General features: G+C 40.1%; 24 protein-coding genes. 13 read left to right on the plus strand and 11 right to left on the minus strand.

Going from position 1 to position 22,796, the window contains the following annotated elements:
* The first annotated feature begins 3 nt into the window (after positions 1 to 3).
* The 4 genes from LV92_RS12460 to LV92_RS12475 all read left to right on the plus strand — a co-directional run bounded on the left by LV92_RS12460 (position 4) and on the right by LV92_RS12475 (position 6,774).
* Entirely contained in the window at positions 4 to 1,719 is a 1,716-nt protein-coding gene (locus LV92_RS12460; protein WP_111623968.1) for a DUF1501 domain-containing protein, read from the plus strand.
* A gap of 135 nt (positions 1,720 to 1,854) precedes the next feature.
* Positions 1,855 to 3,933: a methionine--tRNA ligase gene (metG, locus tag LV92_RS12465; RefSeq protein ID WP_111623969.1), complete on the plus strand. Its 2,079-nt coding sequence runs from the start codon at positions 1,855 to 1,857 to the stop codon at positions 3,931 to 3,933.
* 131 nt (positions 3,934 to 4,064) lie between these two features.
* Complete coding sequence (locus LV92_RS12470; RefSeq protein WP_111623970.1) at positions 4,065 to 6,188, plus strand: Tex family protein; 2,124 nt, start codon at positions 4,065 to 4,067, stop codon at positions 6,186 to 6,188.
* Between the two features lie 70 nt (positions 6,189 to 6,258).
* Positions 6,259 to 6,774 carry a ferritin gene (locus LV92_RS12475; RefSeq protein WP_111623971.1) on the plus strand — a complete coding sequence of 172 codons (516 nt, stop codon included), beginning with the start codon at positions 6,259 to 6,261 and terminating at the stop codon, positions 6,772 to 6,774.
* A gap of 613 nt (positions 6,775 to 7,387) precedes the next feature.
* On the opposite strand, the gene LV92_RS12485 is transcribed toward LV92_RS12475, so the two are convergent.
* Complete coding sequence (locus LV92_RS12485) at positions 7,388 to 7,612, minus strand: GIY-YIG nuclease family protein (RefSeq protein ID WP_317046768.1); 225 nt, start codon at positions 7,610 to 7,612, stop codon at positions 7,388 to 7,390.
* A 489-nt stretch (positions 7,613 to 8,101) separates the two neighbouring features.
* On the minus strand, positions 8,102 to 8,434 hold the full coding sequence (locus LV92_RS12490) for a single-stranded DNA-binding protein (RefSeq protein WP_031442041.1): 333 nt from the start codon (positions 8,432 to 8,434) through the stop codon (positions 8,102 to 8,104).
* Between the two features lie 266 nt (positions 8,435 to 8,700).
* Between LV92_RS12490 and LV92_RS12495 the strand changes: the two genes are divergently transcribed.
* The 5 genes from LV92_RS12495 to LV92_RS12515 all read left to right on the plus strand — a co-directional run bounded on the left by LV92_RS12495 (position 8,701) and on the right by LV92_RS12515 (position 11,199).
* Positions 8,701 to 9,075: a DUF1304 domain-containing protein gene (locus LV92_RS12495; RefSeq protein WP_111623972.1), complete on the plus strand. Its 375-nt coding sequence runs from the start codon at positions 8,701 to 8,703 to the stop codon at positions 9,073 to 9,075.
* 124 nt (positions 9,076 to 9,199) lie between these two features.
* On the plus strand, positions 9,200 to 9,772 hold the full coding sequence (locus LV92_RS12500; protein WP_111623973.1) for a pentapeptide repeat-containing protein: 573 nt from the start codon (positions 9,200 to 9,202) through the stop codon (positions 9,770 to 9,772).
* Positions 9,773 to 9,849: 77 nt separating this feature from the next.
* Positions 9,850 to 10,236 (plus strand): SMU1112c/YaeR family gloxylase I-like metalloprotein, encoded by a 387-nt coding sequence (gene gloA2 / locus LV92_RS12505; RefSeq protein WP_111623974.1) that lies wholly within the window; start codon positions 9,850 to 9,852, stop codon positions 10,234 to 10,236.
* Complete coding sequence (locus LV92_RS12510) at positions 10,233 to 10,841, plus strand: LbetaH domain-containing protein (RefSeq protein WP_111623975.1); 609 nt, start codon at positions 10,233 to 10,235, stop codon at positions 10,839 to 10,841. Before gloA2 ends, LV92_RS12510 begins: the two co-directional genes overlap by 4 nt.
* A gap of 7 nt (positions 10,842 to 10,848) precedes the next feature.
* Positions 10,849 to 11,199, plus strand: coding sequence for a hypothetical protein (locus tag LV92_RS12515; protein WP_111623976.1), 351 nt, complete (start codon positions 10,849 to 10,851; stop codon positions 11,197 to 11,199).
* A 118-nt stretch (positions 11,200 to 11,317) separates the two neighbouring features.
* Here LV92_RS12515 and LV92_RS12520 read toward each other — a convergent pair whose 3' ends face one another.
* A complete protein-coding gene (locus LV92_RS12520) occupies positions 11,318 to 11,782 on the minus strand; it encodes a CBS domain-containing protein (protein WP_069859037.1) in 465 nt (154 codons plus the stop codon).
* Positions 11,783 to 11,995: 213 nt separating this feature from the next.
* Here LV92_RS12520 and LV92_RS12525 point away from each other — a divergent pair, with 213 nt between their 5' ends.
* The 4 genes from LV92_RS12525 (at position 11,996) to LV92_RS12540 (ending at position 16,423) form a co-directional block, all read left to right on the plus strand.
* On the plus strand, positions 11,996 to 14,278 hold the full coding sequence (locus tag LV92_RS12525) for a M28 family peptidase (protein ID WP_111623977.1): 2,283 nt from the start codon (positions 11,996 to 11,998) through the stop codon (positions 14,276 to 14,278).
* Complete coding sequence (locus LV92_RS12530; protein WP_111623978.1) at positions 14,275 to 15,084, plus strand: NAD-dependent epimerase/dehydratase family protein; 810 nt, start codon at positions 14,275 to 14,277, stop codon at positions 15,082 to 15,084. Before LV92_RS12525 ends, LV92_RS12530 begins: the two co-directional genes overlap by 4 nt.
* Positions 15,085 to 15,206: 122 nt before the next feature.
* The gene (locus LV92_RS12535; RefSeq protein ID WP_111623979.1) at positions 15,207 to 15,581 is read left to right on the plus strand and encodes a hypothetical protein; all 375 of its coding nucleotides are present in this window, start codon (positions 15,207 to 15,209) and stop codon (positions 15,579 to 15,581) included.
* A 137-nt stretch (positions 15,582 to 15,718) separates the two neighbouring features.
* Positions 15,719 to 16,423 carry a tetratricopeptide repeat protein gene (locus tag LV92_RS12540; RefSeq protein WP_111623980.1) on the plus strand — a complete coding sequence of 235 codons (705 nt, stop codon included), beginning with the start codon at positions 15,719 to 15,721 and terminating at the stop codon, positions 16,421 to 16,423.
* Between the two features lie 98 nt (positions 16,424 to 16,521).
* On the opposite strand, the gene LV92_RS12545 is transcribed toward LV92_RS12540, so the two are convergent.
* From LV92_RS12545 to speB, 8 genes are all read right to left on the minus strand, one after another.
* The gene (locus LV92_RS12545) at positions 16,522 to 17,022 is read right to left on the minus strand and encodes a nuclear transport factor 2 family protein (protein WP_245946373.1); all 501 of its coding nucleotides are present in this window, start codon (positions 17,020 to 17,022) and stop codon (positions 16,522 to 16,524) included.
* Positions 17,015 to 17,509 (minus strand): hypothetical protein, encoded by a 495-nt coding sequence (locus tag LV92_RS12550; protein WP_111623982.1) that lies wholly within the window; start codon positions 17,507 to 17,509, stop codon positions 17,015 to 17,017. Before LV92_RS12550 ends, LV92_RS12545 begins: the two co-directional genes overlap by 8 nt.
* 168 nt (positions 17,510 to 17,677) lie before the next feature.
* Positions 17,678 to 19,054 (minus strand): 30S ribosomal protein S6--L-glutamate ligase, encoded by a 1,377-nt coding sequence (rimK, locus tag LV92_RS12555; protein WP_111623983.1) that lies wholly within the window; start codon positions 19,052 to 19,054, stop codon positions 17,678 to 17,680.
* 120 nt (positions 19,055 to 19,174) lie between these two features.
* A complete protein-coding gene (locus LV92_RS12560) occupies positions 19,175 to 19,591 on the minus strand; it encodes a VOC family protein (RefSeq protein WP_111623984.1) in 417 nt (138 codons plus the stop codon).
* Positions 19,592 to 19,765: 174 nt separating this feature from the next.
* On the minus strand, positions 19,766 to 20,551 hold the full coding sequence (locus LV92_RS12565; RefSeq protein ID WP_111623985.1) for an RMD1 family protein: 786 nt from the start codon (positions 20,549 to 20,551) through the stop codon (positions 19,766 to 19,768).
* 6 nt (positions 20,552 to 20,557) lie between these two features.
* Positions 20,558 to 20,872 carry a hypothetical protein gene (locus tag LV92_RS12570; RefSeq protein ID WP_031442019.1) on the minus strand — a complete coding sequence of 105 codons (315 nt, stop codon included), beginning with the start codon at positions 20,870 to 20,872 and terminating at the stop codon, positions 20,558 to 20,560.
* Positions 20,873 to 20,875: 3 nt separating this feature from the next.
* On the minus strand, positions 20,876 to 21,853 hold the full coding sequence (locus LV92_RS12575; protein ID WP_111623986.1) for a deoxyhypusine synthase family protein: 978 nt from the start codon (positions 21,851 to 21,853) through the stop codon (positions 20,876 to 20,878).
* Positions 21,840 to 22,784, minus strand: coding sequence for an agmatinase (gene speB / locus LV92_RS12580; RefSeq protein WP_031442017.1), 945 nt, complete (start codon positions 22,782 to 22,784; stop codon positions 21,840 to 21,842). Before speB ends, LV92_RS12575 begins: the two co-directional genes overlap by 14 nt.
* Between the last annotated feature and the right edge of the window lie 12 nt (positions 22,785 to 22,796).

Genomic DNA, 22,796 nt, shown 5'->3' on the forward strand with positions numbered 1-22,796 from the left:
ATTATGTGCGATACTCATCATAAATCACCCCATAAAGGCAAAGACCATGATGGTCACGATTTGGAACATAAGACATGGAGTCGACGTTCCTTTCTTCAGGCCTTAGGTATTGCCGGTTCTGGATCCATGATGCTGGGCAGTAATTATCTGACCGCATCGGCCCCATCCCCTTTGACCTCGGCAATAGCCATGGCGGAAACCGATAATATTTTAATTTTAATTCGCTTGTCAGGAGGAAACGATGGTCTTAGTACCATTATCCCCATTGAACAATACGACATTTATGCCAATGCACGACCCAATATTTATCTACCGGAAAGTAAAATACTTAGACTAACGGATGAATTTGGGGTACCTACCTATATGAAATCATTGGAGCCCATGTGGGGCGAAGGCCAATTTAAAGCAGTTCATGGCGTAGGTTATGAAGGCCAAAGCCTATCCCATTTTACAGGTTCTGATATTTTTGCCAATACAGACCTTAGCACTACAGGTTTCAGTGGAAGGGATACCGGTTGGATGGGAAGGCATTTCGAATACCTTTACCCTGATTATTTATCGGATTTTCCCGGTAGCCGACCAGAGGGCCCTGCCGCTATCCAAGTTGGAAACTACGGCAGTTTGGTTTTTGAAGGAGAAGAGACCAATTACGCCTTTGTAACCAACAATATAGATCAGTTGGAACAGATTGCGGAAACAGGACTGCAATATTCTATAGAGGATTCACTATTTGATAATTGTATGTACAGCGATCAGATTAAGTTTCTTAGAGGTGTATCCAACGTAACCAACGAATATGCAGGTACTATACATGAAGCATATATGCGCGGTGCAAACCAAATTGAGTATCAAAACAATGGTTTTGCCAGACAATTGGCATTGTTGGCCAGATTGATAAAAGGAAACCTTGGCACCAAGGTCTACATGATCAGTATGGGAGGTTTTGATACCCATGGAAATCAACCTTTGGCACACGAACGCCTAATGACACAGCTGTCCATTGCCGTTGATAATTTTTATGATGATCTGGCCTTTACCCAGCAGGATGACAAGGTATTGAGCATGACTTTTTCCGAATTTGGTAGAAGAATTTTCGAAAACGGATCCAATGGAACCGACCATGGAAAAGCTGCCCCCACCTTATTTTTTGGTTCTGGATTAAATGGCAGTGCTTTTGTGGGCGACCATCCCTCGTTGGATGAGCCAAATGGCAGAGGTAACTTGGAATACACAATGGACTTTAGGAACCTGTATGCCACTGTATTGGCAGAATGGCTATGTGTAGATATTCCACTCGTGGAGCAACATATCATGGACGGATATACCTATACCCCTGTAAACCTAGGCTTTAATTGTAGCGGAGTAGATTTCCCGGATATAGTTTATAGTGACGGTGAACCCACTCCTCCAACACCAACAGATCCAATTATGGAAAATCCAACTCCGGATTTGATAAATGCCATTGTACACAAACCTTTTTACCCTACAGATTCAACTCCGCACATTTATTTGGAAATGCCTTTTAGTGCACACGTAGACATACAACTGTTCAACATTATGGGCCAATATTTGGGATCGGTGTTTAACGAAATTATGTTCGAAGGATCTGTTGAAATCAATATTAGAGAGCGACTTTCGACTTATTTGGCCTCTGGAAAATACATTTATAGAATACAGGTTCAAGATCAAAAACTTAGTAAATCCATAATGGTAGCTTAAAGTCACCCCCTACTTACTATGCGAGAAGGCCTTCGTAAATTCTGAATTCTTTTCAGGGTAACGAAGGCTTATTTTTTGAAGGAATACGCCAGCTGCAAGTAAAAATCTTTATTTTTGCAGCCTAATCCAAAAATAATGTCGCAGAACTTTCAGAAGCCAGCAAGATATACTATAACAGCAGCCCTTCCTTACACCAACGGACCTATACATATAGGGCATCTGGCAGGAGTTTATGTGCCAGCGGATATCTATGCCAGATACTTGAGATTAAATGGAAATGATGTGGCCTTTGTTTGTGGGAGCGACGAACACGGGGTTGCCATTTCCATGAAAGCCAAAAAAGAAGGTGTAAGCCCACAAAACATTATAGATAAATACCACGGTATTATTAAGCAATCCTTTCAGGATTTTGGAATTACCTTCAACAACTATTCAAGGACATCCGCGGAAGTCCATCATAAAACGGCCTCCGATTTCTTTCTAAAACTATATGAACAGGGAGATTTTATAGAGGAAACTACCGAACAATTATATGACGAAGAAGCAAAACAATTTTTGGCCGATCGTTTTGTAATCGGTACTTGCCCTAAATGTGGACATGAAGAGGCTTATGGGGATCAGTGCGAAAATTGCGGTTCCACCTTAAATGCCACCGACCTCATTAATCCAAAATCTACCATTTCAGGAGCAATACCCTCCCTAAAAGAAACTAAACACTGGTTTTTACCTTTGGACAGGTACGAAGATTTCCTAAGGACCTGGATTTTGGAAGGCCATAAAAATGACTGGAAACCCAATGTATATGGACAATGCAAATCATGGATCGATGACGGACTAAAGCCAAGGGCGGTAACCCGTGATCTTGACTGGGGAATCCCGGTACCGGTAGAAGGCGGGGAAGGCAAGGTATTGTATGTTTGGTTCGATGCCCCAATAGGCTACATTTCCTCTACCAAAGAATGGGCAGCAAGGGAAGGAAAGGACTGGAAACCCTATTGGATGTCCAAGGATACGAAGATGGTACATTTTATCGGCAAGGATAATATTGTATTCCACTGTATTATATTCCCGAGTATGCTAAAGGCACATGGCGATTTTATTTTACCGGAAAACGTGCCTGCGAACGAATTTTTAAATTTGGAAGGCAACAAATTGTCCACTTCCAAGAATTGGGCGGTGTGGCTGCATGAGTATTTGGAAGAATTTCCCAATATGCAGGATGTACTTAGATATACCCTGACCGCCAATGCCCCGGAAACCAAGGACAACGATTTTACCTGGAAGGACTTTCAGGCTAGGAACAACAATGAATTAGTAGCCATTTACGGTAACTTCATCAACCGTGTAGTAGTACTTACCAACAAGTATTACAATGGAATTGTCCCCACTCCTGGCACTTATAGCCAAGTAGATAAGGAAACTTTGGCCGAGCTTAAAAAATATCCCGAGATCATTGCCAGTTCCATAGAAAGATATCGTTTCCGTGAAGCGGGACAGGAAGTAATGAATTTGGCGCGACTTGGCAATAAATATCTGGCCGACGAAGAACCTTGGAAAGTAATTAAACAGGATGAGGAAAGGGTAAAGACGATTATGTTTGTCGCCCTTCAAATAGCATCTGCTTTGGCGGTGTTAAGCGAGCCATTTTTACCATTCACTTCAAGTAAACTTAAGACCATACTGGGAATTGATCCACTGGATACCGACTTAACATGGGAAACCGTGGCTACTAAAGAAAACTTACTTCCAGCAGGGAAAAAGATAAATGAGGCTGAGTTATTGTTCAGCAAAGTTGAGGACGAAACCATTCAGGCCCAATTGGACAAATTGGAAGCTACCAAAAAAGAAAATGAAAACATGAATAAAGTTGTTAGCCCGCAAAAAGACACCATTACTTTTGATGATTTCACTAAGTTGGATATGCGTGTAGGTACCATTATTGAAGCCGAGAAAATGCCGAAAGCAAAAAAACTTTTGGTTTTAAAAGTGGATACCGGCCTGGATGTGAGAACCATAGTATCTGGAATTGCGGAAAGCTTTTCTCCAGAGGACATAATTGGAAAAAAGGTAACTGTTCTAGTGAATTTGGCTCCTAGGGCCTTACGTGGCGTGGATAGCGAAGGTATGATCCTAATGACGGAAAATGCGGATGGCAAACTGGTTTTCATCAATCCTGACGAAGATGGGGTTGGGAATGGCGAGACCATCAATTAAGGTTTCGACTCCTCTGGACCTGACGAACATGTAGAAGGTTCAAATCATGTTGCTTTTGTATTGAAATAGTTATATTGAATATTGATGTCCGGTCGAACGCAGTTAAGACCTCCCTTAAAACAAAATGCCCCATGAATCTTATATCCTACATCACAAAAAACACCCAACTCCCATTAAAAGGCATAGAAAATACGGTGGCCCTATTAAATGAGGATTGTACAGTACCCTTTATTTCCCGTTACCGAAAAGAAAGGACCGGAAATTTGGACGAGGTGCAAATTGGCGCCATTGTACAGCACAAATCACAGTTTGAAGCTTTGGAAAAACGCAAGTCGGCCATCCTTAAATCTATAGAGGAACAGGAAGAGCTAAGCCCTGAATTGGCCAAAAAAATAAGTGATGCCGAGGACCTCACCACTTTGGAGGACCTATATCTACCCTTTAAGAAAAAGCGTAAAACCAAGGCGGAAACAGCTAAAAAAAATGGCTTGGAGCCCTTGGCTAAAATTATTTTGGCCCAGCGGACCGATGAAATCGATTTTGAGTCATCAAAATACATCAATGATGCCGTACCTAATGAAGATGAAGCCCTGGAGGGAGCACGACATATAATTTCTGAATGGATCAATGAGCGCAGTGATATCCGAAATCAGATCAGGACGCAATTGGAAAAATTCGCCCTTATTTCAACCAAGGTTGTTACCAACAAAAAAGACGATGAGAAAGCCCAAAAATTTAGGGACTATTTTGAATGGAGCGAACCCCTGAACCGATGTCCGTCGCACCGACTCCTGGCCATACTACGAGCGGAAAACGAAGGTTTTATACGTGTTAAAATTGAAATTGATGATGAAAAAGCCGTCTCCAATATGGAGTATAGGATCATCAAAAACAATAATGCAACCGCTCCCCATCTTCAAATGGCCATACAGGATGCCTATAAGAGGTTGCTATTCCCTTCCCTTTCCAATGAAATTCTAAAATCTGCCAAGGAAAAAGCGGATGAATCCGCCATTCAGGTATTTTCCAAAAACCTGAAACAACTCTTGTTGGGGTCACCTTTGGGCGAAAAAAGAATTTTGGCTATAGATCCCGGGTTTAGAAGTGGCTGTAAAGTAGTTTGCCTTAGCGCACAAGGCGATTTGGAGCACAATGAGACCATTTATCCCCATGCACCTCAAAACGACAGTACCGGCGCCATAAAGAAAATAAGTTCTTTGGCAGACGCCTATAAGACTGAAGCCATAGCCATAGGAAACGGTACCGCGTCCAGGGAAACGGAGCAATTAATAAAGCGGATTCAATTCAAAAACAACATCGAGGTGTTCGTAGTTAGTGAGGCCGGTGCCTCCATTTATTCCGCTTCCAAAATTGCCCGGGAGGAATTCCCCAATTACGATGTTACCGTTAGGGGTGCCGTATCAATCGGGAGACGCTTGGCAGATCCCCTGGCAGAATTGGTAAAAATAGATGCCAAATCTATCGGAGTTGGACAATATCAGCATGATGTAGATCAGAATCTATTAAAAAACTCCTTGGACACAGTGGTGGAAAGTTGTGTAAATACAGTGGGCGTAAACATTAATACGGCCAGTGTTCCCCTGCTAAGTTATGTTTCCGGAATTGGCCCCAAACTGGCGGAAAATATTGTAGCCTATAGGAACGAAAATGGTGCCTTTACCAGTAGGAGTGAAATAAAAAAGGTTCCCCGTTTGGGAGAAAAGGCCTTTGAACAGGGAGCGGCATTTTTACGTATCAGGCAAGCAAAAAATCCTTTGGATGATTCTGCCGTACACCCTGAAAGCTACTCATTGGTGCAAAAAATGGTGAAAGACCAAGGGGTTCCCCTTTCCCAAATAATAGGAAACAAGGAAGTCCTAAAAAAAATCGATCTAAAACAATACTGTACCGAAAATGTGGGATTGCCCACCTTACAGGATATTGTAAAGGAATTGGAGAAACCGGGTCTGGACGTTAGGGAAAAGGCAAAGGTATTTACCTTTAATCAGAACATAAGGACCATTTCAGATCTAAAAGAGGGACAATTACTGCCGGGAATAGTGAACAACATAACCAATTTTGGCTGTTTTGTTGATGTAGGCATCAAGGAAAGTGGACTGATCCATATCTCCAATCTATCCGATAATTTCGTAAAAGATGTGAACGAACATGTTAGCCTGCACCAACAAATTATTGTTAAGGTGCTGGAAGTGGACATTCCCAGAAAACGGATACAGTTGGCTTTGCATAAATAACTCCAAATCTTAAGTCAAGAGCTGGCAAAAAGAACCTTTTATTTGTAACTTTAGTTAAAATTTGAAACTTATGTTGTCCGAAAAATTAGAGAAAGCATTGAATGAACAGGTCCGTATAGAGGCCGAATCTTCACAAGTATATTTATCCATGGCCTCTTGGGCCGAAGGCAAAGGCTTGGAGGGTATTGCACAATTTATGTACACCCAGTCGGATGAGGAGCGTTTACATATGCTCAAGTTGGTAAAATACATCAATGAAAGGGGCGGGCACGCTTATGTATCTGCACTAAACGCACCAAAAACCGACTTTGGAAGTTTTCAGAAAATGTTCCACGAATTATTGGAGCACGAAGTTTTTGTTTCCAATAGCATCAACGAATTGGTACATGTAACCCTTCAGGAAAAGGATTATGCTACCCATAATTTTCTTCAATGGTATGTAGCGGAACAAATCGAGGAAGAGGCCTTGGCCCGTAATATTTTGGACAAGATCAATCTTATTGGAAATGACAAAGGCGGACTCTACTTATTTGATCGTGATATTCAGCAAATTACAGCCAACAGCGCTGCCATTACCCCGAAATAAGCGGCGTAAATTTAGTATAAGAGCTCTTTGATGGACCCGTACAGGCCATAGGTTATAGAACAACCCCACCTTTTTTGGAGGGGTTCATTTTATCATGACATTTCAATACCCCAATGTGAAACCCGAATAATTTTAACATTTAATCTTATTTAGATTTAATTAAAATAAATACTTTTGCCATGTTATCATTCTAATCTCCAGTGGGCAAAAAGAAGAAACAGGACAAGAAAGTTGAAAAAAAGCTGAAAAAAGCTTTAAAAAAAGAGCAAAAAGCGGCTCTTAAAGAAATGGTTCCACACGGCTGTAAAACCAAATGCTGTGATAAGTACAAAAAGTCGGAATCCAAAAGGTGCAATCGCTGTCCTTGTTTTGATCTAATGAAGAAAGTGGCGTAATAAGTTTTACTGCTATTGCTAACGGGGCTATCGAAAGACAAGTCAAATGAAGCAATCTCTCCATAGCATGCACCAAACCTTCAGATTGCAACATCACTAACGCTCCTCAGCACGAGGTTCCATAATTTAATTTATAATCCAACCTTCCGTCATTGGCAACTTGACTGTCCGCAGGCAGGCATAGTGAAGTAATCTCTTGAAGGGGGCATATATGTTTCTTATACTATTCGATCTAAATAAAACAACCATCCTTTAGCTAAATCCTTCCAATTTGGATTCTCCCTATTGACTAATTGTTCCTTACGCTTCCTGCTACCTGCCTTTATTTGTTTCTCCCTTTCAATAGCTTTGTGTATATCACTAAATTCTTCAAAATAAATCAGTTTATTACCATTATAACGAGAAGTAAAACCATGAAATATACCAGTTTTATGCTCATAAATACGCTTAACTAGATTGTGGTAACCCCGACATAGATGACGGTATTATTTTTATTAGTTAGTAAATATACATATGACTTTTTCATGATTTATATTTTGATCAACACTGTCAGACAGGAACAAAAAGATTGCTTCTTCACTTGCGCTCCTCCCAATGACGCCTCAATAGGACTGGTGAAATGCAAAGCTTTAACAACCATAGTTGCAGGTCATTGCGAACTTGACTGTCCGCAGGCAGACATAGTGAAGCAATCTCTTATTTGTGGGGCCAAAACAAACAGATTGCCACGTCACTAACGTTCCCTGTCTACCGATAGGCAGGCTCGCAATAACTTTTATAAATTCATTTGCAATTCTCAAATTAGTGGTCTCTAGGAAATACGCCCCAAAAAAGCAATAGAAGCAACCCCATAGATCCTGAAACTGACCAATAGGATTACTTCTTGCTACCCGACTATATCCGGTATAAACATCCGGATTTGATAAGCCGGTTTATTTTCCCAACATCAGGAGTTCATTACATCGAATTTCCGTGATGTACCTTTTTTCCCCTTCTTTGGTTTCATAAGACCGTGTGGTCAATTTACCTTCAACGGCTACCTCCTTACCTTTGTTGAGATAGTTTTCCACAATTTCAGCGGTCTTGCCCCAGGCCACCACATTATGCCATTGGGTATCCGTAACCTTTTCGCCTTTGGCATTCTTGTAGGTCTCATTGGTAGCAATGGCAAATTTGGCCAATTTACCACCCCCGTCTAGATTAATAATTTCTGGATCGTTACCCAAGTTCCCAATCAACTGTACTCTGTTTCTAAGTGCGTTCATAATACATAATTTTTAAATCCCGAATCCACTCCGGGAAAGGTTAAACAGTTAATGATTTTTGATGGAACAAACTTAGCTAGCCCTCCAAATGTTATTCGGTTGAAAAGTATTTAATTTCGTTTGTTATCGTTTGTAGTCGTTTGTAAATGTATATAGTTCCCCCCTAATGGTTCATAAACCCCTCCAAAATGCACTGACTTGCAACAACGATAAATCAATTGAATCCCCTATATTTAAAACAAAATAATCCTTTCAAAAATCAAAATATGGAGATCGTATTAAAAATCCTTATAGGCATTATAGCCCTAGAACACCTATATATTTTATATATGGAAATGTTTGCCTGGGAAACCCTGGGCAAAAAAACATTTAGAAAAGCACTTCCGGAGCATATGTTTAAACCAACCAAAGCCCTAGCTGCCAATCAAGGGCTATACAACGGATTTCTGGCCGCCGGGCTTATTTGGACATTTTTTATCAAAGACCCGGCTTGGAGCATCAATATCTCCATTTTTTTTCTAAGCTGTGTGGCCATTGCGGGCATTTATGGCGCTTGGTCCGCCAGTAAAAAAATATTCGTGGTGCAGGCCTTACCAGCTCTAATAGCACTTTTATTACAGTGGTTTGTTTCTTACTTTTAATCATAGAACCATGGACCAACTAAAATCAAAATAAGCAGTATCCTATTCCGCTAGTTATAATATTCTTTCCTTTGCACTTTCTTTCCCTAAAGATTATTTAATTGCCAAAAATTCGAATAATAGTATGAGCACTCCATTTATTTCGGACCAAACCTTTAAAGGAATCGACTTTACCTCCAAGCGCCTATCCAAAGGAGATTATGAAAACTGTATTTTCGACTCCTGTACCTTTTCCAAAGGAGATATATCCAACATCGTTTTTATGGAATGCATTTTTACCGATTGTGATCTTAGCAATGTAAACTTAAAGAATACCACCTTTAAGGAAACCGTTTTTAAAAGGAGTAAACTTTTGGGAATACGTTTTGACCATTGCAATGATTTTCTACTGTCCTTCAATTTCCATGACTGCACCTTGGACCTGTCCTCTTTTTATACATTAAAACTCAAAAATACTACCTTCAATAATTGCAAAATGATTTCGGTCGATTTTACGGAGTCCGACCTAACCCAAACAACATTCGATTCTTGCAATCTTGAAGGGGCCGTCTTTGAGCATTGCAACCTAGAGAAGGCCGATTTTCAGACGGCTTTTAACTTTACCCTGGATCCGGAAAGGAATAAAATTGCCAAAGCCAAGTTTTCCAAGGAAGGAGCCCTGGGTCTATTAAAGAAGCACAATATCCAGATCAGCTAAGGCACAACAAAGATTTATCGATTGTAATCGGATAATTTGTACCTTATTGGTCCTAAAACACCATCCAACTTCCTAAAATGACCTTAAATAAAGTACACCACATTGCCATAATTTGCTCGGATTATAAGAAATCCAAAAAATTCTATGTGGAAGATTTATGCCTGGAGCCCTTGCAGGAAATTTATAGGGAGGAACGGGGCTCCTACAAACTGGATTTGGCATTGAACGGTGAATACATCATAGAACTATTCTCATTTCCCAAACCACCCTCCAGATCCTCTAGGCCAGAAGCAACCGGTTTAAGACACTTGGCCTTTGAGGTGGATGATTTGGATACCAGCTTATTGGAATTGTCCCAAAAAGGGATTGAGGCAGAACCTGTTCGCACTGACGAGTTTACCCAAAAAAAATTCACTTTTATATTCGACCCGGACAATTTACCCATAGAACTATACCAAAAATGACCCCTATAAATACATACATAGCGCAATTTTACACCCATTTTCCCAGCCAGAAAGGAGTGCATCCCTGGGAAATAACCCAATCCATATCTTCCCTAATATCAAAGAAGATCCTTGAGCTTAATACTGACGATTATACCCTTGCAAACGGAATTGCGATCCATAAAACTGCCGTTATCGAAAAAGGGGCTATTTTAAAAGAGCCCCTCATTATATCCGGAAACTGCTTTATTGCCAGCCACGCTTATCTTCGGGGAGGAGTGTTTTTGGGCGAGGGGGTGCAAATAGGTCCGGGAAGTGAGATCAAATCCAGTATTATTGGTAATCATTCGGCCATGGCCCATTTTAATTTTATAGGAGATAGTATTATTGGTGAACATGTGAATTTTGAGGCGGGGGCACTTATTGCCAACCACTATAACGAAAGGCAGGACAAGACCATTTGGACCCAAGTAAAGGGCATAAAGACCAATACTGGCACCGTTAAATTTGGTGCCTTGGTCGGGGACGATTCAAAAATAGGCGCCAATGCCGTACTTTCTCCAGGTACCATATTGTCCAAGAGATCTGTAGTAAAACGATTGGAGCTTATAGAACAAAACAACTGAACGAACCATGGAAAAAAAATGCTTGGAATGCGGAGATAAAATTTTGGGCAGAATAGACAAGAAATTCTGCTCGGACTATTGTAGAAATGCCTACAATAATAAGCTGAACAAAGACAGTAAAAACCTGGTCAGGAACATCAATAACCGTTTGCGCAAAAATTACAGAATCCTGGATGGATATCCCCTAACCGAAGGCAAGACCAAAACTACCAAGACCAGATTAATGGACAAGGGTTTCGATTTTGAATATATCACCAATTTATATACCACCAAAAAAGGAACCACTTACTATTTTGTATATGATTTGGGGTATCTACCCTTGGACAATGACTATTATATGATCGTGAAAAGGGAATAGGGGCTAATTTAATAAAGAATGCCCTTGAACAATTGCTATAAGCTGTTCAAAGGCATAAAAAGTATGCGTGTCGTTGTTTTGTTAGCTATCAGCTTCCAAGGGGAAGTGAAAAGAGTTTCTACTTATAGTTATGTCCGCTTAATTTAAGGGCTGCAATTACAATATCCTTGCGACTAATTTGCCCTACCAATATCCCGTTTTTCATAACTGGCAATCTTCTTCTTTTATGCTTGTCAAAAATGCCGGCGGCATCAAAAATAGACATATCATGAGGTATGGTCTCTACCTCCTTTGTCATGAATCGCTCAACACTCTTATCCAAGATAGGTTGATTAAAATAGCGGCTTTCAGAAATCTGTTTCATACAATCCGCTTCGGAGATTATACCGACCAAAAATCCGTTGTTGTCCAATACCGGACCTCCGGAGATATGGTATTTGGCCAAATGCTCCATAACCGTTAAAATAGATTGATCAGGACTAAAGGTGATCAGTTTTTTTGTCATATAGTCCTCTACTAAAATGGGAGCATCAAATTCCTTTTTTACGACCTTGCGCACTCCCTGAAAACTTTTTATTCCCATACCGTTTATTTTTAGGTTAATCTGAAAGATAGCATTTTTTAGATAATTAAACAACTATTTAAGATTTAATCGGTTGTATTGACAATTATTCGTTAAAATTATTGCTTTTAATTGAATTCTGTTAAACCCTGAAAACAACAAAATATTGGTTATACTGCACTCTATAATGTAATACAGGGATAATTTCTTACTTTTAAGTTTTTACCAAATACTATGAAGCGATATTCTTCTGCCATCACCCTTCTCCTTGTTCTGCTTGCCATCTATTGGAGCTTCGAAGACTCCATGCCAAGCTACACTCCGGATGCCAATATTGAAAATATTTTATTTTCCACGGATAGGGCCCTTATCCATGTAAAAAATATGTCCGAAAAACCACATGCTGTTGGTTTTCCGGCACATTCCGAGGTTAGGGATTATGTTATATCGGAATTGACCAAGCTGGGATTGGAAACATCTACCCAACAAGGTTATACCGCTGGGGACTGGGGAAATTTTAGCAGTGCAACCAATATATTGGCCAGGATAAAAGGCAGCGATAAGGGAAAGGCCCTTCTTTTACTTTCACATTATGATAGCAATCCCCATTCATCTTTGGGCGCCAGCGATGCCGCCAGTGGGGTGGCAACCATATTGGAAGGTGTAAGAGCTTTCCTAGAACAAAACAATACGCCTAAAAACGATATCATTATTCTAATTTCCGATGCTGAGGAATTAGGACTTAACGGAGCGGATCTATTTGTAAACCATCATCCATGGGTAAAGGAAGTAGGATTGGTATTGAATTTTGAGGCACGGGGCAGTGGAGGACCCTCCTATATGTTACTAGAAACCAATAGGGGAAATTCCAAGGTTATAGATGAGTTTATTAAGGCCAATCCAAAATACCCTGCAGCCAATAGCTTGGTATATAGTGTTTACAAAATGCTTCCCAATGATACCGACCTTACCGTGTTCCGGGAAGACATGGACATAGAAGGGCTCAATTTTGCCTTTATTGACGACCATTATGACTACCATACCGCCCGCGATAATTATGATCGTTTGGACCGCAATACCCTTGCCCACCAAGGCAGTTATCTAATGCCCTTGTTGGAGCATTTTAGCAATTCTGACCTGACCAACCTGAAAAGCCCCAACGATTCCATATATTTCAATATTCCATTTTTTAGATTGGTCTCATATCCCTTCGATTGGATTTACCCTATGCTGGCACTTGCCATAGTAGGCTTTTTAGCACTTTTGTTCCTAGGATTTAGAAATAGTTCCTTGGAAATTAAAGAAATTGGAAAGGGCTTTGTTCCCCTGTTCTTAATTTTGGTTATTAACGGGCTGGTTGGTTATTTTGGCTGGACCATACTTAAAAATATCTACCCGCAATACCAGGATATCCTTCATGGTTTCACTTATAACGGTTATGCATACATAGCGGCCTTTGTACTATTTTCAGTGGCAGTCGGTTTTTGGGCCTATCATAAATTTGGAAAGGCTCAGACCCAAAACCTCTTAATTGCTCCTTTGTTGCTGTGGCTAATTCTGTGTATTCTTGTTGCAGTATATTTAAAAGGTGCCAGCTTTTTTGTTATCCCCGTATTTGCATTGCTCGCCTCCTTGCTTATCCTAACACACCAAAAATTACCCAGTCCCTACGTGTTACTGTTTTTGGCTTTGCCTGCCATATGGATATACACGCCACTAATTAAAATGTTTCCTGTAGGTCTTGGTTTAAAAATGATGATTACCGCTACCCTTTTAACCTCTTTGACCTTTTTCCTATTGCTTCCGGTTTTTGGTCCCTTAAAAAACAAAAACCGCTTGGCCTATTTATTTCTGTTGCTCTGTTTTGGTTTTCTTTTGTCCGCCCACTTTTCATCGGGTTTTAATAAAGAAAATGCGAAACCCACGAGTTTGGTCTATATTCTTGACGCCGACAAAAACACTGCGGAATGGGCTACCTATGACCATGTTCTATCCAGTTGGACATCCCAGTACGTAGATGTGAACAAGGCACAGCCCAAAAATCCAAGCTATGATGCCCTAAGCAGTAAATATGGAACAGGGTTTAGCTACACTTCTGAAGCTCCAGTAAAAAATATTGCTCCCCCAAAAATAGAAACGACCCTAGATACTATTATAGGGGGCCAAAGAAAATTAGAAATATGCATTACGCCCCAGCGCAATACTAACCGTTTGGAAATATTTACGAATGATGTAGAAATTATTAAGGCCAATATAAATAAAATTGAACTGTCTGACTTCTATCTTAAAAATAGGAAAAACAATAAGTTGGTTACCCACTATGTAAGCAATAACGATTATACCGAATTACAGATCACTATCCCCAAGGAGAGTGTTTTGGAGCTGACACTATATGAGGCTTCCAACGATCTATTGAACAATCCCTTATTTACAGTGCCCCCTAGGCCAGAAGACAATATTCCTATGCCATTTGTCCTAAACGATGCCATTGTGATTAGCAAAAAGATAGAATTTTGAACACAAAGATCGGCGTTCTAGGTTGTGGGTGGCTAGGGTTACCTTTGGCCAAATCTCTTATCGATGATAAGGAAACCGTCTTGGGAACAACTACCTCCGATTCCAAAATAGAGGTGTTGCAGAAAGTGAATATTATCCCATATACCATTAGTATACGAGAGCATGGAATTGAAGGACCCATTGAAAAATTTTTAGGGGAATTGGACCTCTTGATTATAAATGTTCCACCAAAGCTGCGTTCCGCTCCCAAAGAAAGCTATATTAAAAAAATGCTCCTTCTATTTGATAAAATAAAAAACACCCCCCTGACCCGTATAATTTTTATTAGCAGCACCTCTGTATATGGCGACATCAACGGACTGGTTACAGAAGACTCCCCCACCCGACCCAATACGGAATCGGGAAGGCAACTTTTGGCTGCGGAAAATGTTTTTTTGAACGATGGGGACCTCTATACCACCATTATAAGATTTGGGGGCCTAATTGGCCCTTCAAGGCACCCGGTAACATTTCTTGCCGGCAAAACCGAACTTACCAATGGCAATGACCCGGTAAATCTCATACATCTTTACGATTGTATTGGTATAATAAAAATGGCCCTAAATGGGAAGTGGGAAAATAAAATTATTAATGGCGTGTACCCCCTTCATCCTACAAAGGAGGCCTATTATACCTCTGAAGCTGTAAAAAGAGGTCTTTTGCCACCCAGTTACAGCAAGAATTCAGATAAAATAGGAAACAAAAGCATTGAAAGTAAGTATTTTAATGTTAAAATATACCCTTATAATACTTCAATTGTAAGTTAATTCACCACACTTTTTTGAACTTTCACAACAAAGTCACCTACTTTAAGTTAAATTACAGCCTTGATTATTAACCGTTTATCGATTAGTATGTACCTTTAAGTAAACGAATAAATTCAATTATCATGGAAAATTCAGGTCTAAAAACAAGAGTACTTACCGAAATTGAAAATTTAATTTCCATAAGCTGCTCCAAAAGCAAAATGTCCCAAAAATTTCAAAATCTGCATGTTGCAATATTGAAAAAATATTACAATGCCGCAGATGTATCTATCGACTATCACCGAAAGAGAGTCATTATGGATATTGTTATGGACGACAGCAGTTATGACCCCAAAAAAGTAAATTCCAGCCTTCCAATTCTTAGGGCAAATTTACTTTTTAAGAATTTAAAGGAGTTTTTAAGTTCTAGCTTGGACAAGGACAATGTGAGCATTGCATTTTATGCCAGACTTATTCGGGCATACGAAAACAGGAATGTTACGCTTACCGTTGTTTAAACAAGACCCAGACCAACCATATTAGAAAAAAGGATGCCGATCGGCATCCTTTTTTATTGCCTATCTAAGGTTTAAGACATTCCTTAACAAAAGGTTAGAAATAATTTACTAGTTTTGGCACACTAAAAATTAGAACAATGAAGAAAATTGTACTGATCCTGCTAGTTATGGTAGGATTTACAGCAAATTCACAGACAAAAAGTGAGTTGCTTAAACATTATGAGGCCTATTATGACCAAATGAGACAACAGGGGGATATAAATGGTGTAATTAGCGCCATAACCCACCTGAACATACTTTCCCCAAGCAAAGAGCGCAATGATACCTTGGCTTACATTTACACCACGGACAATCAACATTTACAAGCGTTAAACACAATTGGGATAGAAAAAAACGAATCTGACTCGGATTTGGCGGTTCAGGTAAAAGCTATTTCCTTAAAGGCGTTGAATCAGCCAAAGAGGGCCTTGGAACAGTTTGAAATTCTTAATAAGAGAGGACCAAATCCGTATTTAGCATACGAATTGGCCGATTTAAAAATTCAGACCGGCGACAATGAAGGTGCCGCTGCCAATATCGAATTTGGAATAGCCAATGCCAAAGACGATATGAAATATGCATTCTACGAAAGACAACAACCTTACGAAGTTGCTTTAAAGGCGGCGTTTATCCATTTGAAGGCCCTGGTAGAATTCAACAAAGATCAAAACGATATAGATGGTGCCCTGGCTACCATTGATGAAGCTTTAAAAATAGACCCCAATTTTAATTTGGCCAGTCTAAGTAGGCAAGCTTTACAGTCGAGAAAGGACAAACTTGAAAATAAAGAAACCAAGGAATAGTCCAATAATTTTCTACTCCAATTTATGAGCAAAAAAAAACCACTGTAAAACAGTGGTTTTTTTTGCTCTAAAGTATATACCCCCATTTTTAAAGAAGTCTATTGTTTAATTAAATTTTCGATAATCCTGTCGTCCTTTTCCTGTTTGATCAGGATTACCTCGGAGACATTTTCATTGGGAATTACAATAGACAACACATAATGCGCTATTTTCCATTCCCCTGACTCTTTCCTGAGTACCCCGGAACCGCGACATAGTTTCATCTGGGTATCCAATAATTCATCGAACCAGGCATAATCCCCCTCCTCATTGACATAAACATTTCGTTCCACGGCCTTAAAGTTCCACGCCTTGCCCTTATCAAAATGGGGCTTTGCATAGGCCTTAAATTCATCGATTTTCCAATTCTCGGAAGCATCTGTACCTATAAAAACGGCATCGGAAGTCATTAAATTAAAATAGGCATCAAAATCAGCGCTCCCTGCCGCTCTGTGCCAACTATCCAAAATGTTATCTACTTCCAATTTATCCACTTGTGTCTGGGAGCTGAGCTGAAAGGACAAAAGGACCGCCAACATAAACATCAGGGCCCTACTCACTTAAAATTAGAATAGTGTCCAACTTGCTATTGACTATAACATTGAACTGGTTCCTAAATGCGTTGTAAGCATTGATCATTTCTACGGTGGACGCTTTGGTACCCACCCTATACTCCAAATTTCCCTTTGTTTTAAGAATATAGGTCTTAAATACCTTTTGCCTGCTCTTAATCTGGGCCTTATCAAATGTTCCCGGATATGTAGATGCTTCCAGCGTTTTTTGTTTCTCGATCAAATCTTCAATGACCAATTCCAAATCCTGCCTATTCGCCACCCGATACAATGATTCAAAAGTAGTTTCCAATCCGTTGAACTCCTGCCATTCCTTTAAAATTGTCAGAGCCTGTTCATTGATTTCATTGGGCTTGGGGAGTGAATCTACACTGAAAAACTCCTCCACTTTTTCTTCAACGGCCGCAGTGCTTGCCTGCTGTTTACAAGATCCCAACAATATGAAAGCAATGAGGTAAAACAATATTCTTCCCATAGGGCGAAGGTACAAATTTTAATAAACGCTAGCTTTGGCAGCATTTAAATTTAACTAGGTTTTAATTTAAGAATCAGTCCCAATCATTGGGTCAAATAGCCAAATTGGGAAGGCATGAACATTGTCCACACCTTCCCAATTTATTCTATTTCCTATTAAAACTAGGGACTAGGAATTAAATTTAATCTTACTCTCTATAGCCCTGATCATAATACTGGCAATATCCTTGCCGGTAGCATTTTCAATTCCCTCCAATCCAGGGGACGAATTTACTTCAAGCAGCAAGGGGCCTTTATTGGAACGGATGATGTCCACACCGGCAACGGCGAGATTTAGTACTTTGGCCGCCTTTACGGCCAACTTCCTTTCTTCGGATGTTATTCTTATTATGGATGCCTTCCCCCCTTGATGCAGGTTTGCACGGAATTCCCCTTTTTCGGCTTGGCGCTGTATGGAGGCCACTACTTTTCCGTTTACCACAAAACAACGGATATCCTGGCCGTTTGCTTCTTTTATGAACTCTTGTACCAAAATATTGGTCTGAACACTTTTAAAGGCGTTGATAACACTTTCTGCGGCCTTGTTCGTTTCTGCCAAAACTACACCCTTACCTTGGGTACTTTCCAGCAATTTTATAATCAAGGGCGCACCGTTGACCATCCTGATAAGATCTTTGGTATCCATGGGAGATTTGGCAAATCCGGTAATGGGAATATGTATGTCATTTTTGGAAAAAAGCTGGGATGCAAACAATTTATCCCTGGACTGGGTTATGGCCTCTGCCGAATTTAAACAGTACACCCCAAGATTGTCGAATTGCCTTATCAAGGCACAACCGTAAAAGGTAACTGCAGGTTTTATTCTGGGTATAATGGCATCGAACTCATTTAATATGTTACCTCCCCTATATCTGATCTCCGGGGAATTGGCATCCAATTTCATATAGGCGTGCTCCACATTTAAAAACACCATATCATGACCCAAAGCCTCACCTGCCTCCATTATTCTCTTGTTGCTGTACAACAATGGATTACTGGCCAGCAATGCAATTTTAAGCCCTGTCTTTTCTTTAAAATGAGAGGCATATCTTTCATTTATTTCTGTTGCCGAGAATTCCCCCATATTAAAACTTATCGATGGGTTTACCACAAAACGTTCATTTAGAGCCTCCCTGCCCAAAAGCATACGGTATTCCATAGTATCCCTATTGGCCAAGGTGAGTTCTATTTCAAAAGTAAGACTGCCAACACGTACTGGGGTCTTTATCACAAAACGCTCCTCGGATATCCCTGAAGAACTCTTTACCGTTCTGCGGTCTACCAAACGGGCCTTGCAGTATATATTGATGCCCCTATTCTCCTGTAGGGGATTAACTTCGAACTTTACCCATTCGTGTGCCCCTTTGGTATACACTTTTATATTATTTGCCTGTATGGACGAGGTTTTTGCCCCGGAGTCTACCCTGGCCTTTATAGCAGGAATCTCCAAATCCTCAAATACACACCATTCCTCACTACCAATAATATCCAGGTCCTTATACTTCATTTCTGTATCTAAATTTCTTTTTAATTAACTGCAAAATAAAACACTTGACCCCTGGGAATCAAGAATAATTGATTATTAATTTAATAAATGACGTAAGGCTTTGTAAAACAATCCAGAAAATCAGGACAAGAACATCTCTTTTTGTTTTTTGAAACATTTAAATTCTACCATGTGCCCATTGGGATCCTGAATAAAAAAGGACTTATGCTCGCCTATCTTGTCCTTTAAAAATACGACCTCGGTCGTAAGTTCATATTCCGACTTGGTTAATTTGGCATGCAAATTATTCCAAGTGCTTTCATCCACAATTACCCCAAAGTGGAAAGATGGCAACACTGTATCTTCAAACTTATAGGTCTTAAAGGTGAAATTAAAAATGCCGGCTTTGGTAAACGTAATCTGGTTCCCAAAGAGATTGATATCCAGCCATCGGGAAGAGTGCCTTCCCAATTCGGCACCGATGACGTCTACGTAGAAATCTTCTGTTTTGCTTATGCTTAAGCAGGGCAATGACATATGGAAAGGTGCATTTTTCATCTGTTCATATTTAATTTTTAATAATTGAAGTCATCCCGACACCTATCGGGTGCAATTCGCCATTAAACATCCATTCCCGATAGTTATTCGGGTTTTTTAAAAGAATTATTATGGCTAATTTCATATGGCTTTATAATGGTAATGATCCTTTAACTAAGGTAGTAAAAAGATCAATTACAATTTACTCCACAATCTAAATACAAAAAGATCCAAAACCTCTACCAAAATCAGGATAATAATGACCCACTCCAATCTACTGCTTTCCCTATGGTCCCAGATATCTTTAAACAACTCCAGGTTTTCTTTAATGATCCCTAATTGCTCGTGTATATTTCTATACCTTATCTTTAGGTCGAACGTCTGTTTAAGTTCCAGGTTTAACCTGTTCAGCTGCTCATTTTCCCAAGTACTGTCCGGCTCATCAAAAATATATAGGTTTTCCGATATCTGATTTTTAATATTCAGTACCTTCCCTATAAACTGCTTGAGCCTAATTCCCGAAATATTTAGCTTACCCTTCTTTTCCAAATATTGGGTGTGTTCATTGGTCTCCTCCAATAGCTGTTGTGTAATTTCCGAATATTGGTCCAATGCCACCGATTGCGAAGTATTCAACATTACCAATCTAATAAACTCGGCATCAAAACTGGGCAGGATTACTTTATCGAAAGCCACCTTTTGGTGGCCTTCGATTATTTCTACTTGTATTGTATCTGTAAATTGGGGAGCAATTTTCTCCTTGGTAATTGCGGATAGGGCATCTAGAATCTTCGCTTTTTCATCCTCGGAATGATTAAAAAAGGATACTAGACCATATTGGAAGATATAGACGAATTTTTTTTCGCCGTTTTTCAAATAGAGCTCATCACTGTCCGAAAACAATATTTTTAAAGGCAATTGAGATTTACATTGCCTTATATTGATCGAAGAAGCTATATGAACGGCAGCGACCTCAAACATCACAGGTTAATCATCGTCATCATCTCCCTCCACTCCTTCCAGATCCACATCTGGAATGGCCTCTGGATCGTCATCGTCAAAATCCTCATAATCATCCTCATCGTAATTGGCCATAGTCTTTTCCAACTTGGCACTTATCTTGACAAGATATTTGGTGTCCTCGGTGGTTACCTCAACGGCCTCAATACGCTCCCCTTGCGCGTTCTTGAAGGAGATGATATTAAGATCGTCGTACCCATCCGGATACTTCTCTACCAATAGTTTCAAAACTTCGGGAGTAAGTTTTTTAAAGTCAACAATAACTCTTTTTAAATTGTCCATATATTACATGTCTAATAGGTACGCAAAAATTAAGGGCGCAACAATGGTTGCATCACTTTCAATAATAAACTTAGGGGTGTTTATATCCAATTTCCCCCAAGTAATTTTCTCATTTGGCACTGCCCCGGAGTAGGAACCATAACTTGTGGTAGAGTCACTGATTTGGCAAAAATAACTCCAAAACGGTGTATCTGTCCTTTCAAGATCCTGGTACAACATGGGCACTACGCAAATTGGGAAATCTCCGGCAATTCCACCACCTATCTGAAAAAATCCGATTCCTTTTTCAGAATTGGCGGTATACCAATCTGCCAAAAAGGTCATATATTCAATCCCGGACTTCATGGTACTGGCCTTTAACTCACCTTTTACCACATAGGAGGCAAAGATATTCCCCATGGTGCTGTCTTCCCAACCTGGGCAAACTATAGGTAAATTCTTCTCGGCCGCGGCATACATCCACGAATCCTTTAGATCTATCTCATAATATTCTTCCAAAACTCCGGAAAGCAACAATTTGTACATAAACTCATGTGGCAAATATCTTTCCCCGGCGTCTTCAGCATTTTTCCAAATTTCAAAAATATGCTTTTGCAACCTTCGGAAGGCTTCGTGCTCCGGAATACAGGTATCCGTTACCCTATTTAGTCCTTTCTCCAACAGATCCCACTCGTCCTGAGGGGTTAGATCACGGTAATTGGGCACACGCTTGTAATGGGAGTGGGCTACCAGGTTCATGATATCCTCTTCCAAATTGGCCCCGGTGCAGGATATGATATGCACCTTGTCCTGACGGATAACCTCAGCGAAAATCTTTCCCAGTTCTGCTGTACTCATGGCTCCCGCCAAAGAGACCAACATTTTGGAACCCTGCTTTAGTTGATCTTCATATCCTTTTGCGGCATCCACCAAAGCGGCCGCATTAAAATGTAAATAATACTTTTCAATAAAATTGGAAATCTCTCCTTTAGTCTTCGTCATCGTCGAATTTTGAATTATTGTTGCCTCCCACTTTGGAATCAACGTCATAAGTGTTGTCGTATTCGTCCTCTACGGCCTCACCCATAAATTTATAGCTAAGCATTTTGTAATATAATTTGGCTGCAAGGAAATCGGAAGTTTTATCCGCTTTATTGGGACAAAGTTCCACAATATCAAATCCTACAACATTTTTATCCTCGAACACCTGCTTTAGAAACTCCAAGGTCTCATAGTAAAACAAGCCACCAGGTTCCGGGGTCCCCGTAGATGGCATAATGGACGGATCCAATGCATCCAAGTCAAAAGTTATGAAGACATTGTCTGTCATAAGATCTATTACCTTATCCGTCCAATACTCATCGTTCACCATATCATGAGCGAAAAATGTTTTTTCTTCATCGATAAAGGTTTTTTCAATGGCATCCATACTGCGTATCCCAACTTGGATAAGGTTAGTGGTCTGACTTGCCTCATGAACAGCACAGGCATGATTGAATTTACTGCCATTATATGATTTCCTAATATCTGCATGAGCGTCTATATGCAAAACGGTAAGGTTGTCAAAACACTCATTAAAGGCCCTAATGGTACCTATGGAAATTGAATGCTCGCCTCCGAAAAGGGTAACAAACTTATTCCGTTTAATATACTCTTTGGTTACCTTGTGTACCGCATTTACCATAGCCTCTGGAGAACTGTCCTCCTCTATGGCATTTGCCAAATATATCCCTTGCTGATAGACCTCCGTATCGGTTTCTATATCATACCATTCCATATTTTCCGATGCTTCCAAAAAAGCCTTTGGCCCCTTGTCAGCGCCTTTTCCCCAGGTACTGGTTCCATCATAAGGCACAGGTATCAAAACTACCTTAGCCTTTTCCAATTGCGCAAACTCGTCTGGTATGCCAGCGTAATTGTTAGTTGTGTTCATTTGTTTAAAGTT

Source organism: Arenibacter echinorum, assembly GCF_003259375.1.
In the GTDB taxonomy this organism is placed as follows: Bacteria; Bacteroidota; Bacteroidia; order Flavobacteriales; family Flavobacteriaceae; genus Arenibacter; species Arenibacter echinorum.

Excerpts from the sequence above, each read along its gene's own strand:
- gloA2 (WP_111623974.1), top strand. The coding sequence starts at position 9,850 with ATGACCTTAAATAAAGTACACCACATTGCCATAATTTGCTCGGATTAT.
- LV92_RS12495 (WP_111623972.1), top strand. The coding sequence starts at position 8,701 with ATGGAGATCGTATTAAAAATCCTTATAGGCATTATAGCCCTAGAACAC.
- LV92_RS12575 (WP_111623986.1), bottom strand. The coding sequence starts at position 21,853 with ATGACGAAGACTAAAGGAGAGATTTCCAATTTTATTGAAAAGTATTAT.
- LV92_RS12560 (WP_111623984.1), bottom strand. The coding sequence starts at position 19,591 with ATGAAAAATGCACCTTTCCATATGTCATTGCCCTGCTTAAGCATAAGC.
- LV92_RS12520 (WP_069859037.1), bottom strand. The coding sequence starts at position 11,782 with ATGGGAATAAAAAGTTTTCAGGGAGTGCGCAAGGTCGTAAAAAAGGAA.
- LV92_RS12470 (WP_111623970.1), top strand. The coding sequence starts at position 4,065 with ATGAATCTTATATCCTACATCACAAAAAACACCCAACTCCCATTAAAA.
- LV92_RS12515 (WP_111623976.1), top strand. The coding sequence starts at position 10,849 with ATGGAAAAAAAATGCTTGGAATGCGGAGATAAAATTTTGGGCAGAATA.
- LV92_RS12525 (WP_111623977.1), top strand. The coding sequence starts at position 11,996 with ATGAAGCGATATTCTTCTGCCATCACCCTTCTCCTTGTTCTGCTTGCC.
- LV92_RS12565 (WP_111623985.1), bottom strand. The coding sequence starts at position 20,551 with ATGTTTGAGGTCGCTGCCGTTCATATAGCTTCTTCGATCAATATAAGG.
- LV92_RS12490 (WP_031442041.1), bottom strand. The coding sequence starts at position 8,434 with ATGAACGCACTTAGAAACAGAGTACAGTTGATTGGGAACTTGGGTAAC.
- LV92_RS12540 (WP_111623980.1), top strand. The coding sequence starts at position 15,719 with ATGAAGAAAATTGTACTGATCCTGCTAGTTATGGTAGGATTTACAGCA.
- LV92_RS12510 (WP_111623975.1), top strand. The coding sequence starts at position 10,233 with ATGACCCCTATAAATACATACATAGCGCAATTTTACACCCATTTTCCC.
- LV92_RS12570 (WP_031442019.1), bottom strand. The coding sequence starts at position 20,872 with ATGGACAATTTAAAAAGAGTTATTGTTGACTTTAAAAAACTTACTCCC.
- speB (WP_031442017.1), bottom strand. The coding sequence starts at position 22,784 with ATGAACACAACTAACAATTACGCTGGCATACCAGACGAGTTTGCGCAA.
- LV92_RS12460 (WP_111623968.1), top strand. The coding sequence starts at position 4 with ATGTGCGATACTCATCATAAATCACCCCATAAAGGCAAAGACCATGAT.
- LV92_RS12550 (WP_111623982.1), bottom strand. The coding sequence starts at position 17,509 with ATGGGAAGAATATTGTTTTACCTCATTGCTTTCATATTGTTGGGATCT.
- metG (WP_111623969.1), top strand. The coding sequence starts at position 1,855 with ATGTCGCAGAACTTTCAGAAGCCAGCAAGATATACTATAACAGCAGCC.
- LV92_RS12475 (WP_111623971.1), top strand. The coding sequence starts at position 6,259 with ATGTTGTCCGAAAAATTAGAGAAAGCATTGAATGAACAGGTCCGTATA.
- LV92_RS12535 (WP_111623979.1), top strand. The coding sequence starts at position 15,207 with ATGGAAAATTCAGGTCTAAAAACAAGAGTACTTACCGAAATTGAAAAT.
- LV92_RS12500 (WP_111623973.1), top strand. The coding sequence starts at position 9,200 with ATGAGCACTCCATTTATTTCGGACCAAACCTTTAAAGGAATCGACTTT.
- rimK (WP_111623983.1), bottom strand. The coding sequence starts at position 19,054 with ATGAAGTATAAGGACCTGGATATTATTGGTAGTGAGGAATGGTGTGTA.